Source organism: Parabacteroides sp. AF48-14 (assembly GCF_003477465.1).
Taxonomy (GTDB): Bacteria; Bacteroidota; Bacteroidia; order Bacteroidales; family Tannerellaceae; genus Parabacteroides; species Parabacteroides acidifaciens.
Genome location: NZ_QUDI01000004.1, coordinates 107863 through 126704, shown reverse-complemented (window position 1 = coordinate 126704; position 18842 = coordinate 107863). Strand labels below are relative to the sequence as shown.

14 protein-coding genes and 2 pseudogenes are annotated in these 18842 nt (G+C 50.3%); 3 read left to right on the top strand and 13 right to left on the bottom strand.

What is annotated here, in order from left to right:
* Window positions 1-132: 132 nt before the first annotated feature.
* A complete protein-coding gene (locus DW083_RS03325) occupies window positions 133-1302 on the top strand; it encodes an ATP-binding protein (RefSeq protein WP_122331410.1) in 1170 nt (389 codons plus the stop codon).
* Here the strand turns inward: DW083_RS03325 and DW083_RS03320 are convergent, their stop codons facing one another.
* From DW083_RS03320 to dapB, 4 genes and pseudogenes are all read right to left on the bottom strand, one after another.
* Window positions 1303-1935, bottom strand: coding sequence for a WbqC family protein (locus tag DW083_RS03320; protein ID WP_122331409.1), 633 nt, complete (start codon window positions 1933-1935; stop codon window positions 1303-1305).
* Window positions 1935-2749: pseudogene (gene lepB / locus DW083_RS03315) on the bottom strand (signal peptidase I). Before lepB (DW083_RS03315) ends, DW083_RS03320 begins: the two are co-directional and overlap by 1 nt.
* 43 nt (window positions 2750-2792) lie before the next feature.
* Window positions 2793-4190 (bottom strand): signal peptidase I, encoded by a 1398-nt coding sequence (gene lepB / locus DW083_RS03310; RefSeq protein ID WP_122331408.1) that lies wholly within the window; start codon window positions 4188-4190, stop codon window positions 2793-2795.
* Window positions 4191-4206: 16 nt separating this feature from the next.
* The gene (gene dapB, locus DW083_RS03305; RefSeq protein WP_115499332.1) at window positions 4207-4923 is read right to left on the bottom strand and encodes a 4-hydroxy-tetrahydrodipicolinate reductase; all 717 of its coding nucleotides are present in this window, start codon (window positions 4921-4923) and stop codon (window positions 4207-4209) included.
* Window positions 4924-5034: 111 nt separating this feature from the next.
* Here dapB and DW083_RS03300 point away from each other — a divergent pair, with 111 nt between their 5' ends.
* Window positions 5035-6318 carry a DUF2851 family protein gene (locus tag DW083_RS03300; RefSeq protein ID WP_122331407.1) on the top strand — a complete coding sequence of 428 codons (1284 nt, stop codon included), beginning with the start codon at window positions 5035-5037 and terminating at the stop codon, window positions 6316-6318.
* A 28-nt stretch (window positions 6319-6346) separates the two neighbouring features.
* Here DW083_RS03300 and DW083_RS22495 read toward each other — a convergent pair whose 3' ends face one another.
* From DW083_RS22495 to DW083_RS03260, 9 genes and pseudogenes are all read right to left on the bottom strand, one after another.
* Entirely contained in the window at window positions 6347-7042 is a 696-nt protein-coding gene (locus DW083_RS22495) for a RagB/SusD family nutrient uptake outer membrane protein (RefSeq protein ID WP_233551728.1), read from the bottom strand.
* Window positions 6985-7737 (bottom strand): RagB/SusD family nutrient uptake outer membrane protein, encoded by a 753-nt coding sequence (locus DW083_RS22490; protein WP_233551727.1) that lies wholly within the window; start codon window positions 7735-7737, stop codon window positions 6985-6987. The genes DW083_RS22495 and DW083_RS22490 overlap by 58 nt, the downstream gene beginning before the upstream one ends.
* Window positions 7738-7774: 37 nt before the next feature.
* On the bottom strand, window positions 7775-10927 hold the full coding sequence (locus DW083_RS03290; protein WP_233551726.1) for a TonB-dependent receptor: 3153 nt from the start codon (window positions 10925-10927) through the stop codon (window positions 7775-7777).
* A gap of 89 nt (window positions 10928-11016) precedes the next feature.
* Complete coding sequence (locus DW083_RS03285) at window positions 11017-11931, bottom strand: M28 family metallopeptidase (RefSeq protein WP_122331406.1); 915 nt, start codon at window positions 11929-11931, stop codon at window positions 11017-11019.
* Window positions 11932-11988: 57 nt separating this feature from the next.
* Window positions 11989-12522 (bottom strand): hypothetical protein, encoded by a 534-nt coding sequence (locus tag DW083_RS03280; protein ID WP_122331405.1) that lies wholly within the window; start codon window positions 12520-12522, stop codon window positions 11989-11991.
* A 374-nt stretch (window positions 12523-12896) separates the two neighbouring features.
* Window positions 12897-14668 (bottom strand): annotated as a pseudogene (locus DW083_RS03275) (DEAD/DEAH box helicase).
* 125 nt (window positions 14669-14793) lie between these two features.
* Complete coding sequence (locus DW083_RS03270) at window positions 14794-15858, bottom strand: tyrosine-protein phosphatase (protein WP_115499334.1); 1065 nt, start codon at window positions 15856-15858, stop codon at window positions 14794-14796.
* A gap of 68 nt (window positions 15859-15926) precedes the next feature.
* A complete protein-coding gene (locus tag DW083_RS03265; protein WP_115499305.1) occupies window positions 15927-16856 on the bottom strand; it encodes a carbohydrate kinase in 930 nt (309 codons plus the stop codon).
* 4 nt (window positions 16857-16860) lie between these two features.
* Window positions 16861-17478 carry an SIS domain-containing protein gene (locus DW083_RS03260; protein ID WP_115499306.1) on the bottom strand — a complete coding sequence of 206 codons (618 nt, stop codon included), beginning with the start codon at window positions 17476-17478 and terminating at the stop codon, window positions 16861-16863.
* Between the two features lie 383 nt (window positions 17479-17861).
* Between DW083_RS03260 and DW083_RS03250 the strand changes: the two genes are divergently transcribed.
* Complete coding sequence (locus DW083_RS03250) at window positions 17862-18842, top strand: FecR family protein (RefSeq protein ID WP_122331403.1); 981 nt, start codon at window positions 17862-17864, stop codon at window positions 18840-18842.

The following is an 18842-nucleotide window of genomic DNA, read 5'->3' as shown; positions in this document are numbered from 1 at the left end:
TCCGTACAAGTCAATGATAAAAAGTTTTGAACCTCCTGTTCCCTGGTCCTGCACTTCGCAAGTGCAAATATAATGCTAAAATGCACTTGGCAAGTGCATTTTTTTGTTATCTTTGTCACAAAGCATAATTATATGGACAATCTAATCAGAATTTACAAGAAATTACTCCGCGAAACGGATACAAGTTTTTACCGCTATCTTTATCATGAGATAGACTGGAATAACCGTATTGTCGGTATCAGAGGACCGCGAGGTGTCGGTAAAACGACCTTGATGCTACAGCATATAAAAAAAGAGTTGGAGGCAGACGATGTGCTTTATGTGAATGCTGATGATATTTATTTCAGTGAACACAAACTGTTGGATCTTGCTGAAAAATTGGTGCAGAGGGGAATGCATTACTTGTTCATTGACGAGATACATAAATATAAAGATTGGTCAAAAGAACTGAAGCTCATATATGATTATTATAGCGAATTGAAGGTAGTCTTTTCCGGTTCTTCTGTATTGGATTTGAACAAGGGAGCTTCCGACTTGAGCCGGAGAGCTGTTGTCTATCACTTGTATGGACTTTCTTTCCGTGAATACCTTGCACTTTTTCAGCATATTCCGGTTCCGGCTTTTTCATTGGATGAAATAGTCAACAGGTTGCCGGAGGAAACAAACTTGAAAACACCGCTACTCTACTTCGAAGACTATCTGAAACGCGGCTATTATCCTTTTGCAAAAGAAAACAGTTTTGAAGAAAAGCTGCGGCAGATTATCAACTTGACGCTGGAAAACGATATCCCGATATTTGCAGATATGCCGGCTTCTATGGGGCGTAAGTTTAAAAAACTGCTCGCTATAATAGCTAAAAGCGTTCCTTTCAAGCCTAATATGAGTAAATTGGCTGAAATGATTGGAGCTGGTCGTAATCAAATGTCCGACTATTTCCTCTATATCGAAGATGCCGGGATGATAGCCCAATTGCGGGATGATACAGGAGGAGTCAGAGGTCTCGGCAAAATAGAAAAGGTATATCTTGACAACACGAATTTGATTTATGCTCTTGCAGAGAATGAGGTGAATGTTGGAAATCTGCGTGAGACATTTTTTTTGAATCAGGTTAGAGTGAAGAATCCTGTCATATCGTCTTCTATTTCGGATTTCCAGATCGGTCGGAGGACATTCGAGGTCGGAGGAAAATCCAAAGGCAAGAAACAGATTGAAAATGCAGAGGAAGGATATGTCGTAAAAGACCAAATAGAATTTTCGGCCGGTAACATTCTTCCGCTTTGGTGGTTCGGTTTGAATTATTGACTACAATATATTTGTCCCGATCGAATCCCGCAAGACTAATAACCCTTCCGGGCCCATGTTGAACAGCAAGTCTACGATGCTCATGTTCGGCAAGAAGCCGTGTTTGTCCCGGAATACCTGATAGTAAGGCTGCGGGCGGAACTCGGGGTCTTCTCCTTCGTGTTTGGGGCGGATCGTTTCGCGGAAGTCGTGCTCGACGTCCGGCAAGTATTCTTCCGTGTAGATGATGTTCGGCTGTATGTCTAACAGGCGGCAAATCAATCCGCGCAGCTCTTCGTTGTAATCGAGTAGGAAGTCGTATTTCTTTTGGTAAAAAGGGGCGAAGTCTTCTTCGTAATATTCGAAGAAGGGGCTCATGTTGTAGGCCGATACCAGCGCGTTCCAGTGCAGGTGGCGCCAGTTGCCGTGGTCCGAGATGCGGATATCTTTGGTCGGGCATTTCAGGCTGTCCGGCTTTACGATGGGGACGGACAGGGCGAGAGGCCCGTTGGCGGCAGCGATGGTGCAGCGGTTACGATAGGTCTGCTTCAGGTAGTTCTCAGCAGTCTCCAGCCGTATCTCCGGGTATTGGAGCAGCTTGCAATATTGTTGGACAGGACCCAGATAAGTCGTTGAAATATACGCGGATTGCATCAATGTACGGGTTTAAAGATTCGTTGTTTGTCGGCGCTGAACCAGCAGAACCAGGCGTTTCCGATGATATGGTCGCGGGGGATAAAGCCCAGATGCCGGGAGTCTACCGATTCGTTCACGTTGTCAGAAAGCATCCAGTAATAATCCTGGTCGAAGAAGAAGAACGTCGTCTCCCGTCCGTCCAGATAGAGCTTGCCGTCGCGAAAGACAGCTTTGTCGCCGGCCTGTGTCCGGATCGCTTCCTTGCAGGCGGTGAGGGCTGCTTCGTCCAGGCGGTAGGCCCGGTCTTTTCGCGGGACAACCAGTTTATAGGGCGCTACTTGGTTCCGGATGAAATGGATATTCATCTCTTCTGTCAGCTCTTCACGCAGCTGGTATTCTTCGAAGGAGGTGAGCGAAAGGGAATAGCCAAACGTCTCGCTTTTCCAGTCTCTTACGGGAATATTCAGCTTTTGCAATGCTTTCAGGAAATCGGCCGCGCTCTTTTGGGTAATGAAATAGGTGCTGAGGGAACGGGGCGAGTGAGGAAGCCGTTTTCCGTTCACCTCGTAGCCGTCGCTGCTGATAAGGATCGTGTCGCCCGGCATGCCGATACAACGGCTCAGGAAGAGGGGACTGCTCACGGTGTCTTTCAACAGCGGCTGGTAAACAGGGCGACTCTGTTCCGCCCGGGATTCCCTTCGAGCGGCAACTTGTTTACCAAAATGTAATCGCCCTGGTGTAAAGCTTCCTCCATCGCATTTGTCGATATCCGGTAAGACTCGACGCAGAAGTGGCGGAAGGACATAACAATTCCTGCAATGACGAGGATCATCGCCAACCATTTGATTGCGGATATCAGGAATTGTTTCATATTTTTAGTCAGGATGTACCCAGCGGAACATACGGTTCCAGCGGATGCCGCCGTCGAACAGACTGCGGTCTTTATCCAAAGAGAGCCAGATCATAATCGGTTTTCCTACGATATGGTCTTCCGGAACAAAGCCCCACGAGCGGCTGTCGGCGCTGTTGTGGCGGTTGTCGCCCATCATCCAGTAATAGTCGTATTTGAATGTATAGGATGTCTCCGGCTTGCCGTTGATATAGACTTTTCCGTCTTTTACTTCGAGGTTGTTATGCTCGTAGTTGACAATACAACGTTTATAGAGAGCCAGATTTCGCTCTGTCAGCGGGATTGTTGCGCCCTTCTTCGGTATCCATATCGGTCCGTAGTTGTCGCGGCTCCAGCCGGTTTCGTAGCCTACCGGATAATAGGTATCGCCACCGAATGTGTCCGGTTCTACAAATACGCTTTTGACAATCGGAAGTTTTTTTGCAGTCTCCAACGCTTTTTTGGTCAACGGGATGTGATAAACCGGATTGTATTGTCCATTCTCATTCGGCTTGATTCCCAAGAATGCCATCAGGGACGTATTGTTGTTGCCGTCGATCATCGCGCGGTCGGCCTTGCTGATGTCCAACAAGCGGAATTGTTCTTCGCTCAACATCGAACCGTTTGTCTCCAAGAGATATTTGAGCTGCATCTTTTCCGGGTTCTTGGCGGCAACGCCGTCGATGTAGACCTGGTTGTTGCGGACTTCGAGCGTATCGCCCGGCATACCGATACAGCGCTTAACATAGTTCTCACGCTTGTCGACAGGGCGGTAGATGACATCGCCGAATGTGGCTTTGTCCAACCGGATCGCTTCCCGCCCGTAATCTTTCACTAATGAATAATAGTCCGGATTCTGTACTTTTAGGGCGATCGTATCGCCTGCCGGGAAGTTGAACACGACGATATCGTTCCGTTTCACATGTCCGAAACCTTTCACCCGTTTGTAGTCCCATTCCGGCCAGTCCAAGTAAGACTTGCAGTTGAAGAACGGCAGAGTGTTCTGTACCAGTGGGAAAGCGATCGGCGTGTTCGGCACGCGCGGTCCGTAGCTCAGCTTGCTGACAAACAGGTAATCGCCTACCAGGAGTGACTTCTCCAGTGACGAACTGGGGATCTGGTAGTTCTGGAAGATGAAAATATTGATAAAGTAGACAGCAATCAGTGCAAACAGGATGTCGTCCACCCATTCCAGTACGTTGCGCACTTGTGGGTTCTTAGTCCGTTTCCAGGCTCCCCAGGGAATATATTGGGTAAGGAAGATATCGACCAGCACGATCAGGCCGAGCAACAACCAGGCATTTTGCATCCAGAGCGTAAAAAGCAGATAGAGGATGGCTGCTATGCTGAATTTAATCCATTGTTTTTTTGAAAACTTCTTCATGTGTCCTTTTTGTTAATTAGAATTTAAGCATATCGTCCATACCGAGGAACCCTTTCTTGCCGGCGGTAAATTCGGCGGCAACGACGGCTCCCAAGGCAAAACCGGCACGGCTCTTGGCATCGTGCTTGATGCTGATCGTGTCGACATCCGATTCGTATGTGATTTCGTGAATGCCCGGCACTTCTCCTTCGCGGATGGCATGGATGGGGATGTCGGTTGCCTTTTCGGCTGTTTCCAGCGTCCAGCGTTCTTTCCGGTCGACGTTTTCAAGGATTCCTTCGGCCAGTGTGATAGCTGTTCCGCTCGGTGCATCCAGTTTGTGGATATGATGTGTTTCCATCATCTTGACGTCGTAGGCTGGGAAATTGTTCATGATCTTTGCCAGGTATTTGTTGAGGGCGAAGAAGATGTTGACGCCGATGCTGAAGTTGGAGGCATAGAAGAAGGTTTTTCCCTCTTTCTCGCACATTTCCTTAATCTCGCCGACCCGGTCGAGCCAGCCTGTCGTGCCCGATACGACCGGGACACCGGCAGCAAAACACTGCATATAGTTGTTGAATGCCGTAGCCGGGGTGGTGAATTCGATGGCGACGTCGGCGCTCTTGAAATTGTCGGAATGTATCTCTTCCGGGTTGTTTATATCTACGATAGACACGATCTGGTGTCCTCTGCCAAGTGCAATCTGTTCGATGGTCTTTCCCATCTTTCCGTAACCGATAAGTGCAATCTTCATCTCTATATATTTAACTTTCAAATTTTAACTTTCAACTTTCCATTGATAACGTGCTGCAAATATAAAGAATAATGCTTAGATTTGGGACATAAATCTTAACTCTGAAAAAAGATGGAACGTTTATTACATTATGTTTGGAAATACAAACTTTACGCAGCCGCTTCTTTGGCTACTACAGACGGACGCCCTGTCCAGGTGATTGACCCCGGAATGCAGAATACGGATGCGGGACCGGACTTCTTCAATGCAAAAATAAAAATCGACGGAACGTTATGGGCCGGAAGTGTGGAAATACATGATAAAGCTTCTGACTGGCTGCTTCATCACCATGATACGGACAAGGCTTACGACAGCGTGGTCCTGCATGTCACCGGTGTGAATGATTTCCTGCCTGTCCGGACGAATGGCGAACCGATTCCGCAGTTGGTCTTAGCTGTCCCCGACACTGTCGCCCGGAGCATAGACTGGCTGCTCTACCGCGAGGCTTCCCTTCCGTGCCTCGATTATATCCGTCAGATCGAATCATTGCACATAGACTGCTGGCTGGAAGCATTGCTGAGCGAGCGGCTGGAACGGAAAACGCATGACATCTTTACCCTTCTGGATGCCTATAACAACGATTGGAATGAAGTTTTTTATATTACTTTAACCCGTAATTTCGGTTTTGGCGTGAATAACGATGCGTTCGAAAGACTGGCAAAGAGCCTTCCGCTCCGTTGCATCCGGAAACAGAGGAGCAGCTCTTCGCAGGTGGAGGCGATGCTTTTCGGGCAGGCGGGTATGTTGGCGGAAGAGAATGAGGATCATTATTACCGGTTGTTGCAACGCGAATACGAGTTCCTGCGTCATAAGTTCGACCTTTCGCCAATGGATGATTTTGTGTTTAAGAGCCTGCGTACCCGGCCCGTGAACTTTCCTTATCTCAAAGTGGCCCAGTTAGCGACTCTCTGGGTACAGCACGACACCCTTTTTTCCGCAATCCTGGAAGCAGGCAGTACCGGGGATATTAAGAAGTATTTCCGTGTTTCCCCTTCGGACTATTGGGAAACGCACTACCATTTCCGCTATGCCTCTCCCCGGAAAGAGAAACCGATGGGTGAGAATGCCTTGAATATCCTGCTGATCAATACGGTTGTCCCGATGCTTTTTGCTTATGGACTCCGCAACAAACAGCCCGAATATTGCGAACGGGCCACCCGTCTTCTGGAAAGCATTCCGCCGGAAAAGAACAGCATTGTTTCCTCCTTCTGCCATGCTGGCATCACTGTCCGCCATGCGGGCGACAGCCAGGCGCTGATTCAGTTGAAGCGCGAATATTGTGAGAAGAAGAAATGCCTGTATTGTCGGATCGGGTTCAGGATGTTGAAACAACAAGCCCCCACCTTTGTCGGGTGAGGGCTGTCGGCTTATACCGTTGGTTAGACTAATCCGTGATCAGTTTGTTTACCGCCCGTTCGATTGTCGGTATCGGCCAGATGTAACCGTTAGTAGTCGGGGTTACGGTGAAGGCTTTGGGAGTACCTTGTCCTTTGACGAAATTCTCGGCCCGCCGATGGATGTCGAGTGCGCGGATGGCTTCGCCGATAAGCTCGGCCCGCCGTTCGTTGTAGATTGCCTCTTTCAGGCGTTCGCCACTGAGGGAAGCGATATCCAGAGGGTCGGAAGCGGCGGGAACGGAGCGATGGCGTACCTGGGCAAGTGCGCTTTTGGCTTTCTCCTCATTGCCTGTCATCGCGTAGCATTCCGCCAGGTTGAGCAGCGTCTCCGCATAGCGGAAGATAGGCACCCAGTCCAGATAGCTCGCCCCGTCGGTGAACTTCTTTAGTATCGGTTGCGAGTTGGCCGTACCCGTCAACTCAGAGATACGGGCATCGCTTTCCAATCCGTAACCCGCTTTGCCTTGTATGCCGCTTTTGACATCGAGCACCAAGGACGAACCGCTGTAGTGGAAATAAGGGACGGCTGCCTGCATACCGGCTTGGTTGGTGCTGGCCATAGGAAAGGTGAAGATCGTCTCTTCGCAATAGTAAGGGGCGGAGAAAACAGTTGCAATATCCGGACTCAAAGCATATCCGCTGATGGCTTCTCCGGCCGCGATCGCTTTGTCCCACTCTTCCATAGCCATGTAGCAGCGCATCCGGAGCATACAGGCTGCCGCTTGCGAGGCGCGGGTGACAGTGGCGTAGGTGTTTCCCGTTGCCGGCAGGCGGAAATGTCGCTGAGGTCGCGGAGTACCTGTTCGAATATCTCTTTGACGGACGACTGCGGGCAATCATTGCCCGACAGGTCGTTTTCCGCTTTCAGACGGAGTGGGACCGATTTGGCATTGTTGTCCAGTTTATAAGGTTTCGCATATAGCATATTCAGGTAGTAATAGCAGAAAGCCCGTACGAATTTGGCTTCCTGCACATACTGGTCGTACTTGTTTCCGGCCGTTTCTTTGGCATTTTCGAGGCTGCTAAGGAAGGTGTTCGCGCTGTTGATGGCCTGGTAGGCGGCGTTCCAGGTGTCTACGTTGTCCTGTGTAGACATGCCGACGTTCATCTCGTAGGAGGCCAGCGCCTCGTATCCGTTGCCGGAGACGTTGACCATGTCGTCGCCGATATTCTCGATGCAGACGTATGTCTTGGCTCCCATGAACGGGTTTTTAATCTTGCCGTACAAGCCGAGTACGGCTCCGTCCAAACGTTCGGGGGAGGAGAAGACGTCTTGTTCCGTAATGTTCAGTGGAGGTTCTTTTTCCAAAAAGTCACTGCATCCGGTTGTGGCCACCAGCAGGCCGAGCGATAGGGTATATATCAATGTTGTTTTCATATTTCCTGTGTTTTATCGTTAAACATATTAGGGGTTGTCAGAAAGTGACGTTCATACCGAATGTATAGACCTTGGCCTGGGGCAGGGTGTTCTTGTCCGTACCGCCGCGCAGGTTGGCATTCGTGTTGTTGGTCAGGGCTTCCGGGTCCAGGCCGCTGTAGCCGGTGATGACGAACAGGTTCTGCGCCTGTGCGTAGACGCGGAGGGAGCTTATGCCTAACTTCTTCGGCCATTTCTTCGTGCTGAACGTATAGCCCAGCGAGATGTTCTTCAGACGCAGGTAGTCGCCTTTCTCCACCCAGTCGGAGATGGGCTTGGCGGAACCGTTGGAATAGTTGTCGCCATAGATAGGATAGGCATATTTGGCATCCTTGCGTTCCGGTGTCCAGTAGTTCTCCAGTACGTCGGTGGTGTTGTTCCAATAACGCATGTCGCTGTTGGTGGCCGTTGTCCCGTTGTAGATGTAGTTGCCGCCGGAATACTGGAAGAGGATGGAGAGGTCGAAGTCCTTGTAGCGGAAGTTGTTGGTCCACCCGCCGTAGAAGGTAGGCAGCGTATTGCCGCAGATGACCGGCTCGATGTCGCTCTCGGCATACGGCTGTCCGTCCTCGGTGAAGAAGCGTCCGTCTTTTTCGTACATGAGCAGTACCTTCGTCCCGTCTTTTCCGTAGAAGATACGGCGTCCCGTTTCGCGGTCGATACCGCCGGTCGGATAGACGTAGAGTTGGCCGATAGATTTGCCCGGCACGGTGATGTTGGTCGTTTCGGTGGAACTTCCGGATACCAGCTGGTCGATGCCGTCTGCAAGTTTCGTCACTTTATTGTTCGTCGTGGTGATGTTGAAACTGCTGTTCCAAGTGAAATCATTAGTCTTGATGATGTCCGCCCCGATGTTCAGCTCGATACCTGTGTTGTTCATCTTGCCGGCATTGGTGGTGATGTAGTTGTTGGGGATACCTTTCGAGGGAGATACCGGGACGTTCAGGATCAGGTCGGACGAGACGGTTTTGTAGTAATCGAAGTCCACCGTGATATTGTTCAGCAGCTGGGCGGAGAAACCGACGTCGTATTTCGTGCTCGACTCCCATTTCAGGTTCTTCGAGTCGGCGATCTGTCCCAACAGGTAGCTCCCGTTGTCACCGTAGTAACCGTTCGAATAGTAGGATTTGGAGGCATAGTCGGCCACGTTGGTGTTACCGACGATACCCCAGCTGCCCTTGATCTTCAAGTCGGTTATCACTTTGGATAGCGGTTCGAAGAATTTTTCGGACGAGATACGCCAGGCTGCCGAAGCTCCACCGAAGTTACCCCAGCGGTGATCTTTGCTCAGGGCTGAATAACCGTCTCGGCGGAAGTTGACGGAAAGCATGTAGCGGGCCTGGTAGTCGTAGTTGACACGTCCGAGATAGGAGAGCAGGCTACTTTCGGAAATGGCGTTCCCGTCTGCCGAGATGGTAGCGAAGGGACCCTGGAAGACTTCGTATTTATCGTCTAAAAGGATGTCGCGCGCGGCTCCCCAGCGATCCAGCTTCTTTTCGAATGATTCGATACCGGCCAGGATGTCGAAGTGGTGTTCGCCCAGGCTGAAAGTGTAGGTCGCGGTGTTGGTCCAGGTTGCCTGTGTGCTCTTGGCTGCATAGTTGGCTGCATGGCCGTTCTCGGTATCGCCGAACATCATGGCTGTATTGAAGATCTTATCTTCCACGCGCGAGTGGTCGATGCCGTATTGTGTACGGAGCGTCAATCCCTCGACTGGACTTATGTCGGCGAATACGCTGGTCAGGATACGGGTGATCTCGGACTGTACGCCGCTGCCGTAGGTCAGCAGGGCGGCGGGGTTGGTGTAGCCGTTCTTGACTGTGTTCGGGCTCATGCCTAAGTAACCGCCTTCACCTAAATAAGGTGTCCCGTCTTCGTTATAGATAGGGACGTTGGGCGGGTTGATGATCGCCATACGGGTGAATCCTTCGGTGGCAAACGTACCGCCTTTGCGCGACCGGTCGGTATATTGGGTCTGGGAGGTGGAGGCATTGACGTTGGCTCCCACTTTCAGCCATTCGGTTGCCTGGCTGGATACGCTGGCATTGGTTCCGAGGCGGTTGAACTTGTCGCCTTTTACCATTCCTTTCTGGTCGGTATAGTTGCCGGAGAGGTAGAACTGTGTCTTCTCGGAACCGCCCTGTACGGAGACGGTGTGGTTGTGCTGCAAACCGGTCTGGAAGGCGGCCGATTTCCAGTCGCTGTCCACATAGCTGCCGTCGGAAAGCTGCCACATGTTGAAGGCTTTGTTGCCGTAGGGCGACGTGTAACCTTCGGTCAGCGACATCTCGTCCGTCCCGTAGCGGTTGCGGACAGCCTGGTTCTTGAAGTCCACGTATTCCTGCGCGTTCATCACATCGAAGAATTTGGAACGGGTCGTGACGCCGAACCAGCCGTCGTACGATACTTTGGTCTTCTCGCTGGATCCTTTCTTGGTGGTGATCAGGATGACTCCGTTGGCGGCACGCGAACCGTACATCGCGGCAGCGGCAGCGTCTTTCAGTACTTCCATGGACAGGATGTCGGAGGGGTTGATGTCTGCCAGCGCGTTCACGTTACCCCCGTAAGAGAGGTTGCCGGTCTGGATCGGCATCCCGTCTACGATATACAAGGGTTGCGTGCCCGACGTGATGGACCCGACACCCCGGATACGGACGATCGGCGCCTGTCCGACTTCGCCCGAAGGGTTGATGATGCTGATACCGGTGGCACGTCCCTGCAGGGCCTGGTCTACGCTGGCCGCGGGGATGTCTTTGATCGCATCGGCCCGTACCGTAGAGATGGAGGCGGTGACGGTCCTGCGTGATTGCGTGCCGTAGCCTACCACCACCACTTCATCCATTGCGACGGTGTTGCTTTCCATATCCACGTCGATTACTGTCTTGCCTCCGACCGGTACGACTTTTGTCTCCATACCGATGAAGCGAAATTCGAGGACGCCGTCAGCCGGGCTCTCCAACGAGTATTTTCCTTCGAAGTCTGTTACGCATCCTATCGACGTCCCCTGTATGATAACAGTGGCGCCGGGGATAGGGCCCATACCGGGTTCATTTACTGTACCGGTCACTGTGATTTTCTTCTGTGCAAACGCGACAGCGGTTGTCATCAGGAAGAAAACGAGAATTGAGAATATGCTTCTTTTTGTAGCCATGTCGTTCTTTTCTTTTTAGATTAAACATGAAGTGTGTAGGTATTTAATCTAAAGAAGGCATAGGCTCGCTTCTGAAGCGATATATGTACTTAGCGGGCGGTCGCCTCGATCTCTGGTGCGTCGCCCATTTCTATCATTGTTTCCGAAAGCAGTTTGACGGCATCTTTTACGATGTCGAAGTGAATGAGGTCTATCACATCGCCGGGATGATGATAGGGAGTCCGTTCCGTGGCCCCGAAAGAGAACAGGCTGATGGTGGGTACTCCTTTTACAAAGAAGTTGGCATCGTCGGTTCGCGGACGGGTGATGATTTCGTCGCGTCCGGGGACTGCCTTGAATGGACGTCTCACGTAGGTGTCGTTAGCCTTTTCGAGATAGTTGAACAAGGTACTGTGTTTCGGTGCGATCCTGGCTCCCAGTCCGTAACCCGTACCTAAGCAGTCGATGTTGATGAGCGCCTTGATGTTCTCGTTCGGCACGACCGGGTGCGAGGCGAGGTATTCGCTGCCGATCAGTCCGGTTTCTTCACCGCCGAAGAGCACAAACATAAGGGTGCGTTTGGGCTTGTAGCCGGATTGGGCCAGCGCCTTGGCGGCTCCCATTACGATCACCGTACCGGATGCATTGTCGAGCGCACCCGGCATCAGGACGGGCATCATACCGATGTGGTCGATGTGTCCGCCGGCTACGATCACCTGCGGGGCGAGCGTGGGATCGCTGCCTCTCAGTATGCCGATTACGTTACAGCCTTTTCCGTCGGGGTGGTATTGCGTGACTGCCTTGATATCGGCTTTCTTATTGATCGGGAACGAATTCGGCTTGAGTGTCTTGTCGATATTCGCTTTTACTGTCAGGTGATCTTTCCCCGTACCGGCAAAGATGTCGGCGGCAACACTGTCGCTGATGCAAGCATAGATGAAGCCTTTGTTCCATCCGGGATTGGGGTTACCGGTCACGGTTACATACAACATGCCTGCGGCGCCGTGTTCGACGGCGTTTGTCATTTTCCGGTTATGATATTGGTAGGGAGTCCAGCTTTTCTGCAATTTCGGGTCTTTCCCCTAGTAAGGGACGTCGCGCTCGCAGACTACGATCTTGCCTTTTACGTCAATGCCTTTATAATCGTCGTAATTCAACTCGGGAGCGGTGATTCCATAACCGATATAAACGAGGTCGAGCTTTTTCAACTCACCGGAGTCGGATGTACCTCCAACCATGTAGTGGTCGGGGTAAGGATAGTCTTTGGCTATCCAGTTTTTGTTTACCGGTATATACAGGTTGAAATATCCCCCTTCTTTTACTTCTGTATAGGGATGGGGAAAGTTCTGGAAATAGGTTCCGTTGTCTCCTCCCGGTTCCAATCCCCATTCTTTGAACAGATTTGCAGTGTAGTTTACTGCCCGGAAGAAACCGGGATCACCGGTCAGCCTTCCCCGGCATTCGGGAGAGACTAAGTAGGACATCCAGTCGCGGAGGTCTGTTTCTGTGGTAGTATACAGAGCCTTTATTTCAGGATTGATTGTTTCCGCATTCTGAGCCTTTACAGGCATATTCAGAAGAAGTAGAGCTGTAATAGAAAGTATAACTTTATTCATAACTGAAACGTTTTTGATAACTATAAATCTAATTGCCTGATAAAATGCAACCTAAAACCTTCTCAATACCTACACGATGCAAATATATGAATAGGTATTTATATAGAGTAAGGAAAGATGAATTTGTGTGGTGTAAAATGAATAGTTGTTACTATTTGTTTTAGATTTCATTCAATTCGTATTAAAATGTAATAAAATATAGGCTAATTCGTGTCTTATTGTAAGATGTTTTCGGTTAAACAAGTAAAGACTTTTGATGTAAATATTATCGTATTTGCATCAAAAGTCTTTGCTGTGCGAGATATATTCTTTCTTTTTGCTTGGTAAAATAAGTGTTTTGCTTCCTATTTGCAATGAAAGAACAGTTGCTATTTTTAGAAACGTTTTTTCTTGCGGGCATCGCGTGCTGCCGGTGTCCGTTTCCAAGGGCGATCGCTGTCGCGTTCGTCCTTGCGGAAGGTGCGGTCTGATCGTTCGTAGCGGCGTCCGCCTTCTTTGCCTCCGTCACGTCTGCCTTTGTAACCGCCTTCGCTACGGCCATAGCTGCGTTTACCGCCACGACCTTCGCCTTCTCCCTTTTTGCCCTGTGCGGGTTCGACGGAGATACGGCGTCCGTCGATTTCGAATCCGTTCATGCTGTCCATGACGCGTTGTGCTTCGTGTTCGTCCACTTCGAAGAACGAGAAGTTTTCGCGCAGGTCGATCTTGCCGATGCGCACTTTTCCGGTGACGCATTTGTTGACCAGTTCGATCAGCTGGTTCGGATAGAGGCCGTCTGCCTTACCGAAGTTGAGGAAGAAGCGTGAATAGCCTTCTTCGGCGGCAAAGGAACGGCGTTCGCCACGTTCGCCTCTGTCGCTGCGGGCGGCGCGTTCGTCTACCTGCTGGATTTCATCGGCATCCTTGTAATAGTCGATCATGCGGTTGAACTCGAGAGAGACGACACGCTTGATGATGTCTTCCTTGTCCAGCCATTCCAGCTTACGGAAGATCTGGGGCATCAGGGATGCGATTTCTTCTTCGTTCACCTTCACCTTTTCTATCTGGTCTACGAGGTTGAACAGCTGCTTTTCGCAGATCGCGTGTCCGGTAGGCATTTCGCCTTTTTCAAATTTCTTGTTGATGATACGTTCGATCTCGCGGATCTTGCCTTTCTCCTTGACGTGGCAGATGGAGATGGAGATACCTGTCTTTCCGGCACGACCGGTACGGCCGCGGCGGTGCGTATAGGATTCCACTTCATCGGGCAGACCGTAGTTGATGACGTGTGTCAGGTCGTCTACGTCCAAGCCTCGGGCTGCTACGTCGGTGGCGACCAGCAACTGGATATTCTTGACGCGGAACTTCTGCATCACATAGTCGCGCTGCGCCTGGCTCAATTCGCCGTGCAGCGAGTCGGCGTTGTAGCCGTCCTGTATCAGTTTGTCGGCAATCTCCTGTGTTTCCTTGCGGGTTCGGCAGAAGACGATACCGTAGATATTCGGGTAAAAGTCGGCGATACGTTTCAGGGCGAGGTATTTGTCGCGTGCCTGTACCATATAATAGATATCGCGAATATTCTTGTTCCCTTCGTTCTTGTTCCCGATCACGATTTCCTCGGGTTCTTCATGTATTTCTTCGTGATGTTGGCGATCTCCTTCGGCATGGTGGCTGAGAAGAGCAACATATTACGGTTTTCCGGAACCTCGGCGAGGATCGCGTTGATGCTGTCGGTAAAGCCCATGTTGAGCATCTCGTCGGCTTCGTCCATGATGACGTTCTTCACCAGGCGAAGGTCGACCGTCTTGCGGTTCATCAGGTCCAGGAGGCGTCCCGGAGTGGCGACTACTACGTGCACGCCGCGTTTCAACGTCTTGATCTGGCTCTCGATACTCGAACCTCCGTAGACGGGAAGGACTTTCAGGTTGTCGATATACTTGGAATAGTCGTTCAAGTCGTCGGCAATCTGCAGACAGAGTTCACGGGTGGGACAAAGTACAAGTGCTTGGGGCTGATATGTCGCTACATCGATTTTTTGCAGGATAGGAAGGCCGAATGCGGCTGTTTTACCTGTACCTGTCTGCGCTAATGCAATTACGTCGTTGTCGTCTCCCAGTAAGAATGGAATCACTTCCTCCTGTACCGGCATGGGCGATTCATAGCCCATTTCTTGAATTGCCTTCAGTATTGGTGCGGCAACTCCTAATTCTTCAAATGTTTTCAAAATGTGATATATGTATATATAATAAATTCAGAGTGGGCACAAAGGTACGCAAATAATTCGGATACTTTTCAGTATAGGATAATATCTTTTAGTGTATTACGCTCTTTTTCCGAAAGATGCAGCCCTTGCGACAGATATTTATCGGTCGAGCCATACTCTTTTTTAATCTTATTGAAAGCCAGGTCGAGCCATGTCTCGTTTGCGTTGAGCAGGACTGTAATCGTTTCCTGGGCATCCGTATTGAGATCGCGTGCCATGCAGGCAAGCTGTCCGATGTTTATATTGCTGTTGGAAACCATATAATCCTTCATAATCGTTTCTTCCGGCACGTCGAGGGCGGACAGGAGCATCGCGGTCAGGAAACCGACACGGTCTTTCCCCAATGAACAGTTCACCAGGATCGGATAGTTGTCTTTATCGAGAAATACTTTCAGGGCTTTGCCGAACTGTTCGCTGTCTTCCGTCACGTAGCGCAGGTAAGTGTCCTGCATGAAGACAAGTCCGTCTCCCTTGCGCATCCGTCCTTCTTCCAGGCGGTGGCGGACAAGCTCTTTGTCCCTTACGGGAATAGGAATGGAGATGATGTTTGCTCCGGCATATTTCTCGGGGGCGAGAGCTATCTCGTCTTCTCCCCGGAGGTCGATGACAGTCCTGATCCCCAGGTTTTGCAGCCGGGTCGTGTCGTTGCGGCTCAGCGATTTGAGCTCGCCGGAACGGAATACCTTGCCCCACTGTGTCTTCCGCTTGCCGTGTTCATCGAAGTAGCCGCCGATATCGCGCAGGTTCTGCACGCTGTCCATCTGGACGGAACGGGCGCCGACGGTCCGGTAATATTTGTCGTTGAACGACAGGAGGAAGTATTTGCGGGTGATGTTGTCGTTGGTGATATATGTCAGCCTTCCGTCGTTGATGTTGGCATAGCCGCACGGATTGGACATATCGAAAGAGTCGGGAGTGTCGGAAACATACAGTTTCATCGCCCCGTCGGTGTGAGGATCGGTTTCCCATTTAATAATGTAGTTACCGATGTCGTCACGCAGACAGAGCGCGTGTATCTCAGGTGCCCTGCCGGAGCTGCATCCTGCCAATAAGGTCACACTGGTAAACAGGAAAAGAAATCGTTCTAATATCATATTACTACTACTCATACCTTACAAAGATAATGAAAAACAAGTTTCTTTCTACCCCGGGTTAATGATATTTAAGACTGCCGGAGGTAGGAGGTAGCAAATTCTTTAGAAATGTAATTGTCATAACTTTGGCAGACTTCCGTCGCCAGGTCTATCCCGCATCGGATGATATTGGCCCACGTCTCTTTCGGGAGGTTGGCGAGGTCGCGGTAGCGGACATTATATTTTAACAGACCATAGATGATGCCTGCATTGAAGTTGTCTCCGGCTCCGATCGTGCTGACAGGGCGGATGGAGGGCGAATCGTAGTGCTGGCGGCAGTCACCGCAGTAGAGGTTGACGCCGTCGGCTCCGTGCGTAGTGATGAAGCGGTCGCAGTAGAAGCGGATATGGTCGGTATAGACCTTTTCCGTGTCTGCCTGCCCGAAGATGTTGAGAAAGTCCTCGTCGGACCCGCGCACGATATCGGCATACTCGAAGTTCTCGAGCAGCGTCGGTCTGAGGCGTATCGCTTCGTCGGCATGCGCCTTGCGGAAATTCGGATCGTAGTAGAGGATCGCTTTGCGCTCGCGCGCATAGTCGAGAAATTCCACCATCCGTTTGCGCAGGACGGGGTTCAGCGAATAGTAGGAGCCGTAGACGAAGATGTCGTCTTCGTTAATCTCCGGCAGAGGCACGTCGAGGCGTTGCTTCGGGTAGTCTTTGTAGAAAGTGTAGCTGGCATTGTTGTCGTCATCCAGGAAAGCGAGCGAGACAGGGCTTTTCCCGTCGGGGAAACGGTCTACGAACTCGGTGGAGAGGTTGTTCTCCACCATGAAATCGCGGATAAAGTCGCCGACGCGGTCGTTCCCCAATTCGCTGATGAAGGAGACGGGAACTTCGAGGCGTCCTAAAGATATCAGGCCGTTGAAGGTCGAGCCGCCGGGCACAGCCGCATGGGGCCGGTTGTTCTTGAAGATGATATCCAGGATGGTTTCTCCGATGCCGATTACCTTTCTCATGTTGTTATTTGTTTACGGTTTTGCACTGTTCGCGGCTTTTGGAACCTAAGTAGCCTCCGTGATGCCGTTTGGCATAGTCGGCGTAGCTGAAGTTAATCCGTTTCATGGTTCCCACTACCAGCAGGTCGCCGATCACGGTCATGACGGTTGTCGAGGTGGTGGGAGTCAGTCCCAGCGGACAAACTTCTTTCGGGGCGCCGGTCGGCAAACAGATGGTCGCTTCGGCTGCTAACGGGCTGTCGGGGTTGCCGGTGATAACGATGAACTGCATTTCGGGGACAAGGCCGCGTGTCAGTTCCACCAGCTCGAGCAGCTCGCGCGTCTTGCCGGAGTTGGAGATAAGCAACATGACATCGTTCTTACGGACGATGCCGAGGTCGCCATGCTGCGCTTCGCTGGGATGCAGGAAGTAGGCGGGCGTACCGGTTGAACAAAAAGTGGTGGCGATATTCATGGCGATTTGCCCTGCTTTACCCATTCCACTGGTGATCAGGTTGCCACCGAGTTCGTGCACGTGTTTCACGATGAGCGTCACAGCCTCTTCATAGCCGTCTGTTATCGGAATGTTGCGTACTGCTTCAGCTTCTTGCTGCAGGATGGACGAGATTGCTTCGTTTATCATAGCTTTTAAAATCGTTACTATTATATATGTAATATGAAAGTACAAAAGTATCTATTTTAATCATATGTACACAGTCCCCCTCTTATTTTTTATACTAAGTTTCAACCGCTCGAAAGTTTGAAACTAAAGTTTCAGAAGTTTCGTGCTATTGAAACTTTAGTTTCATGCCTGTGGAACTTTAGTTTCATCGGCTGAAATTTTAGTTTCCTCGGCTGAAACTTTAGTTTCGACCGTTGAGACTTTTGTTTCAGTCGTTGAGGCTAAAATTTTAAAAAAAAGTGGTTTTTCTTGTGAGTACTTTTCTTTTCCCGTTCGTTGTATAAATGTAAGAAGCAAGTTAACCATGTGTCGACTTTGTATCTGCGTCTAATAAATAAGTGAAAATGGAAAACGAACATTCAGAATTAATCATCGGATATCTGCAAGGACGGCTGCACGGTCGGGACTTAGACAATTTCTATGTCTGGGTGAACGAAAGTGCAGACAACAAAAAGCTGTTTTTCGAAACGAAAGCGCTTTATGAAGCCTGTACGCCATCCCGTGAAAAATCTGAAATACAAGATAGCTGGCTTCGACTTCTTGAAAAGAGAACGTCACGCCAGCATAAAAAACAATCCTTCTGGCTGCGCATAAGTACTTATGCGGCTGTTGCAATGATTGCAACAGCGGTGACTTCCTCTATTTTTATATTTTCCCAGAAAGAAAGCGAGACATATATCACCCGTTATGTCGGAGGAGACGGGCTTGAAGCGGATGTCGTGGTGCTACCCGACGGAACCCGTGTCAGTCTTGGCTCCAGGACTTCTTTTGCTTATGATTCCCATTATGGAAAGTCCAAACGTATCGTCCATCTGGAAGGAGAGGCCTATTTTGAAGTCGCCAAAGAGAAAGACAAGCCTTTTATAGTCGAAACGAAAGAACAGTCTATCGAAGCGCTCGGGACAAAGTTTAACGTATCCGCTTATTCGAGCGACTCGCTTCTGACTACTACCTTGCTGGACGGTTCTGTGTTGTTGACGACTTCGAACCTTTCATTGCCGACAATACTGAAGCCAAACGAGCAATTTATATATAATAGGAATACACAATCCGCCCTCCTGCAACAGGTTGACGCCAATCAGTTTGTCTCATGGACTACCGGCTATTATTATTTCCCCGAACAGAGCCTTGAAGCCATTTTATATCGGCTGAGCCATGTGTATGGTGTGCAGTTTACCGTCAAATCGGAAGCCTTGAACCGCCGTACTTTTACCGGGACGTTTTATCGCGGGCAAAGCATTAAGGATATTTTGGAGATTATCCATTTGTCGATCCCCATCCGGTATAAGATCAACGACCATCAAGTAACTATTTCAGAAATATAG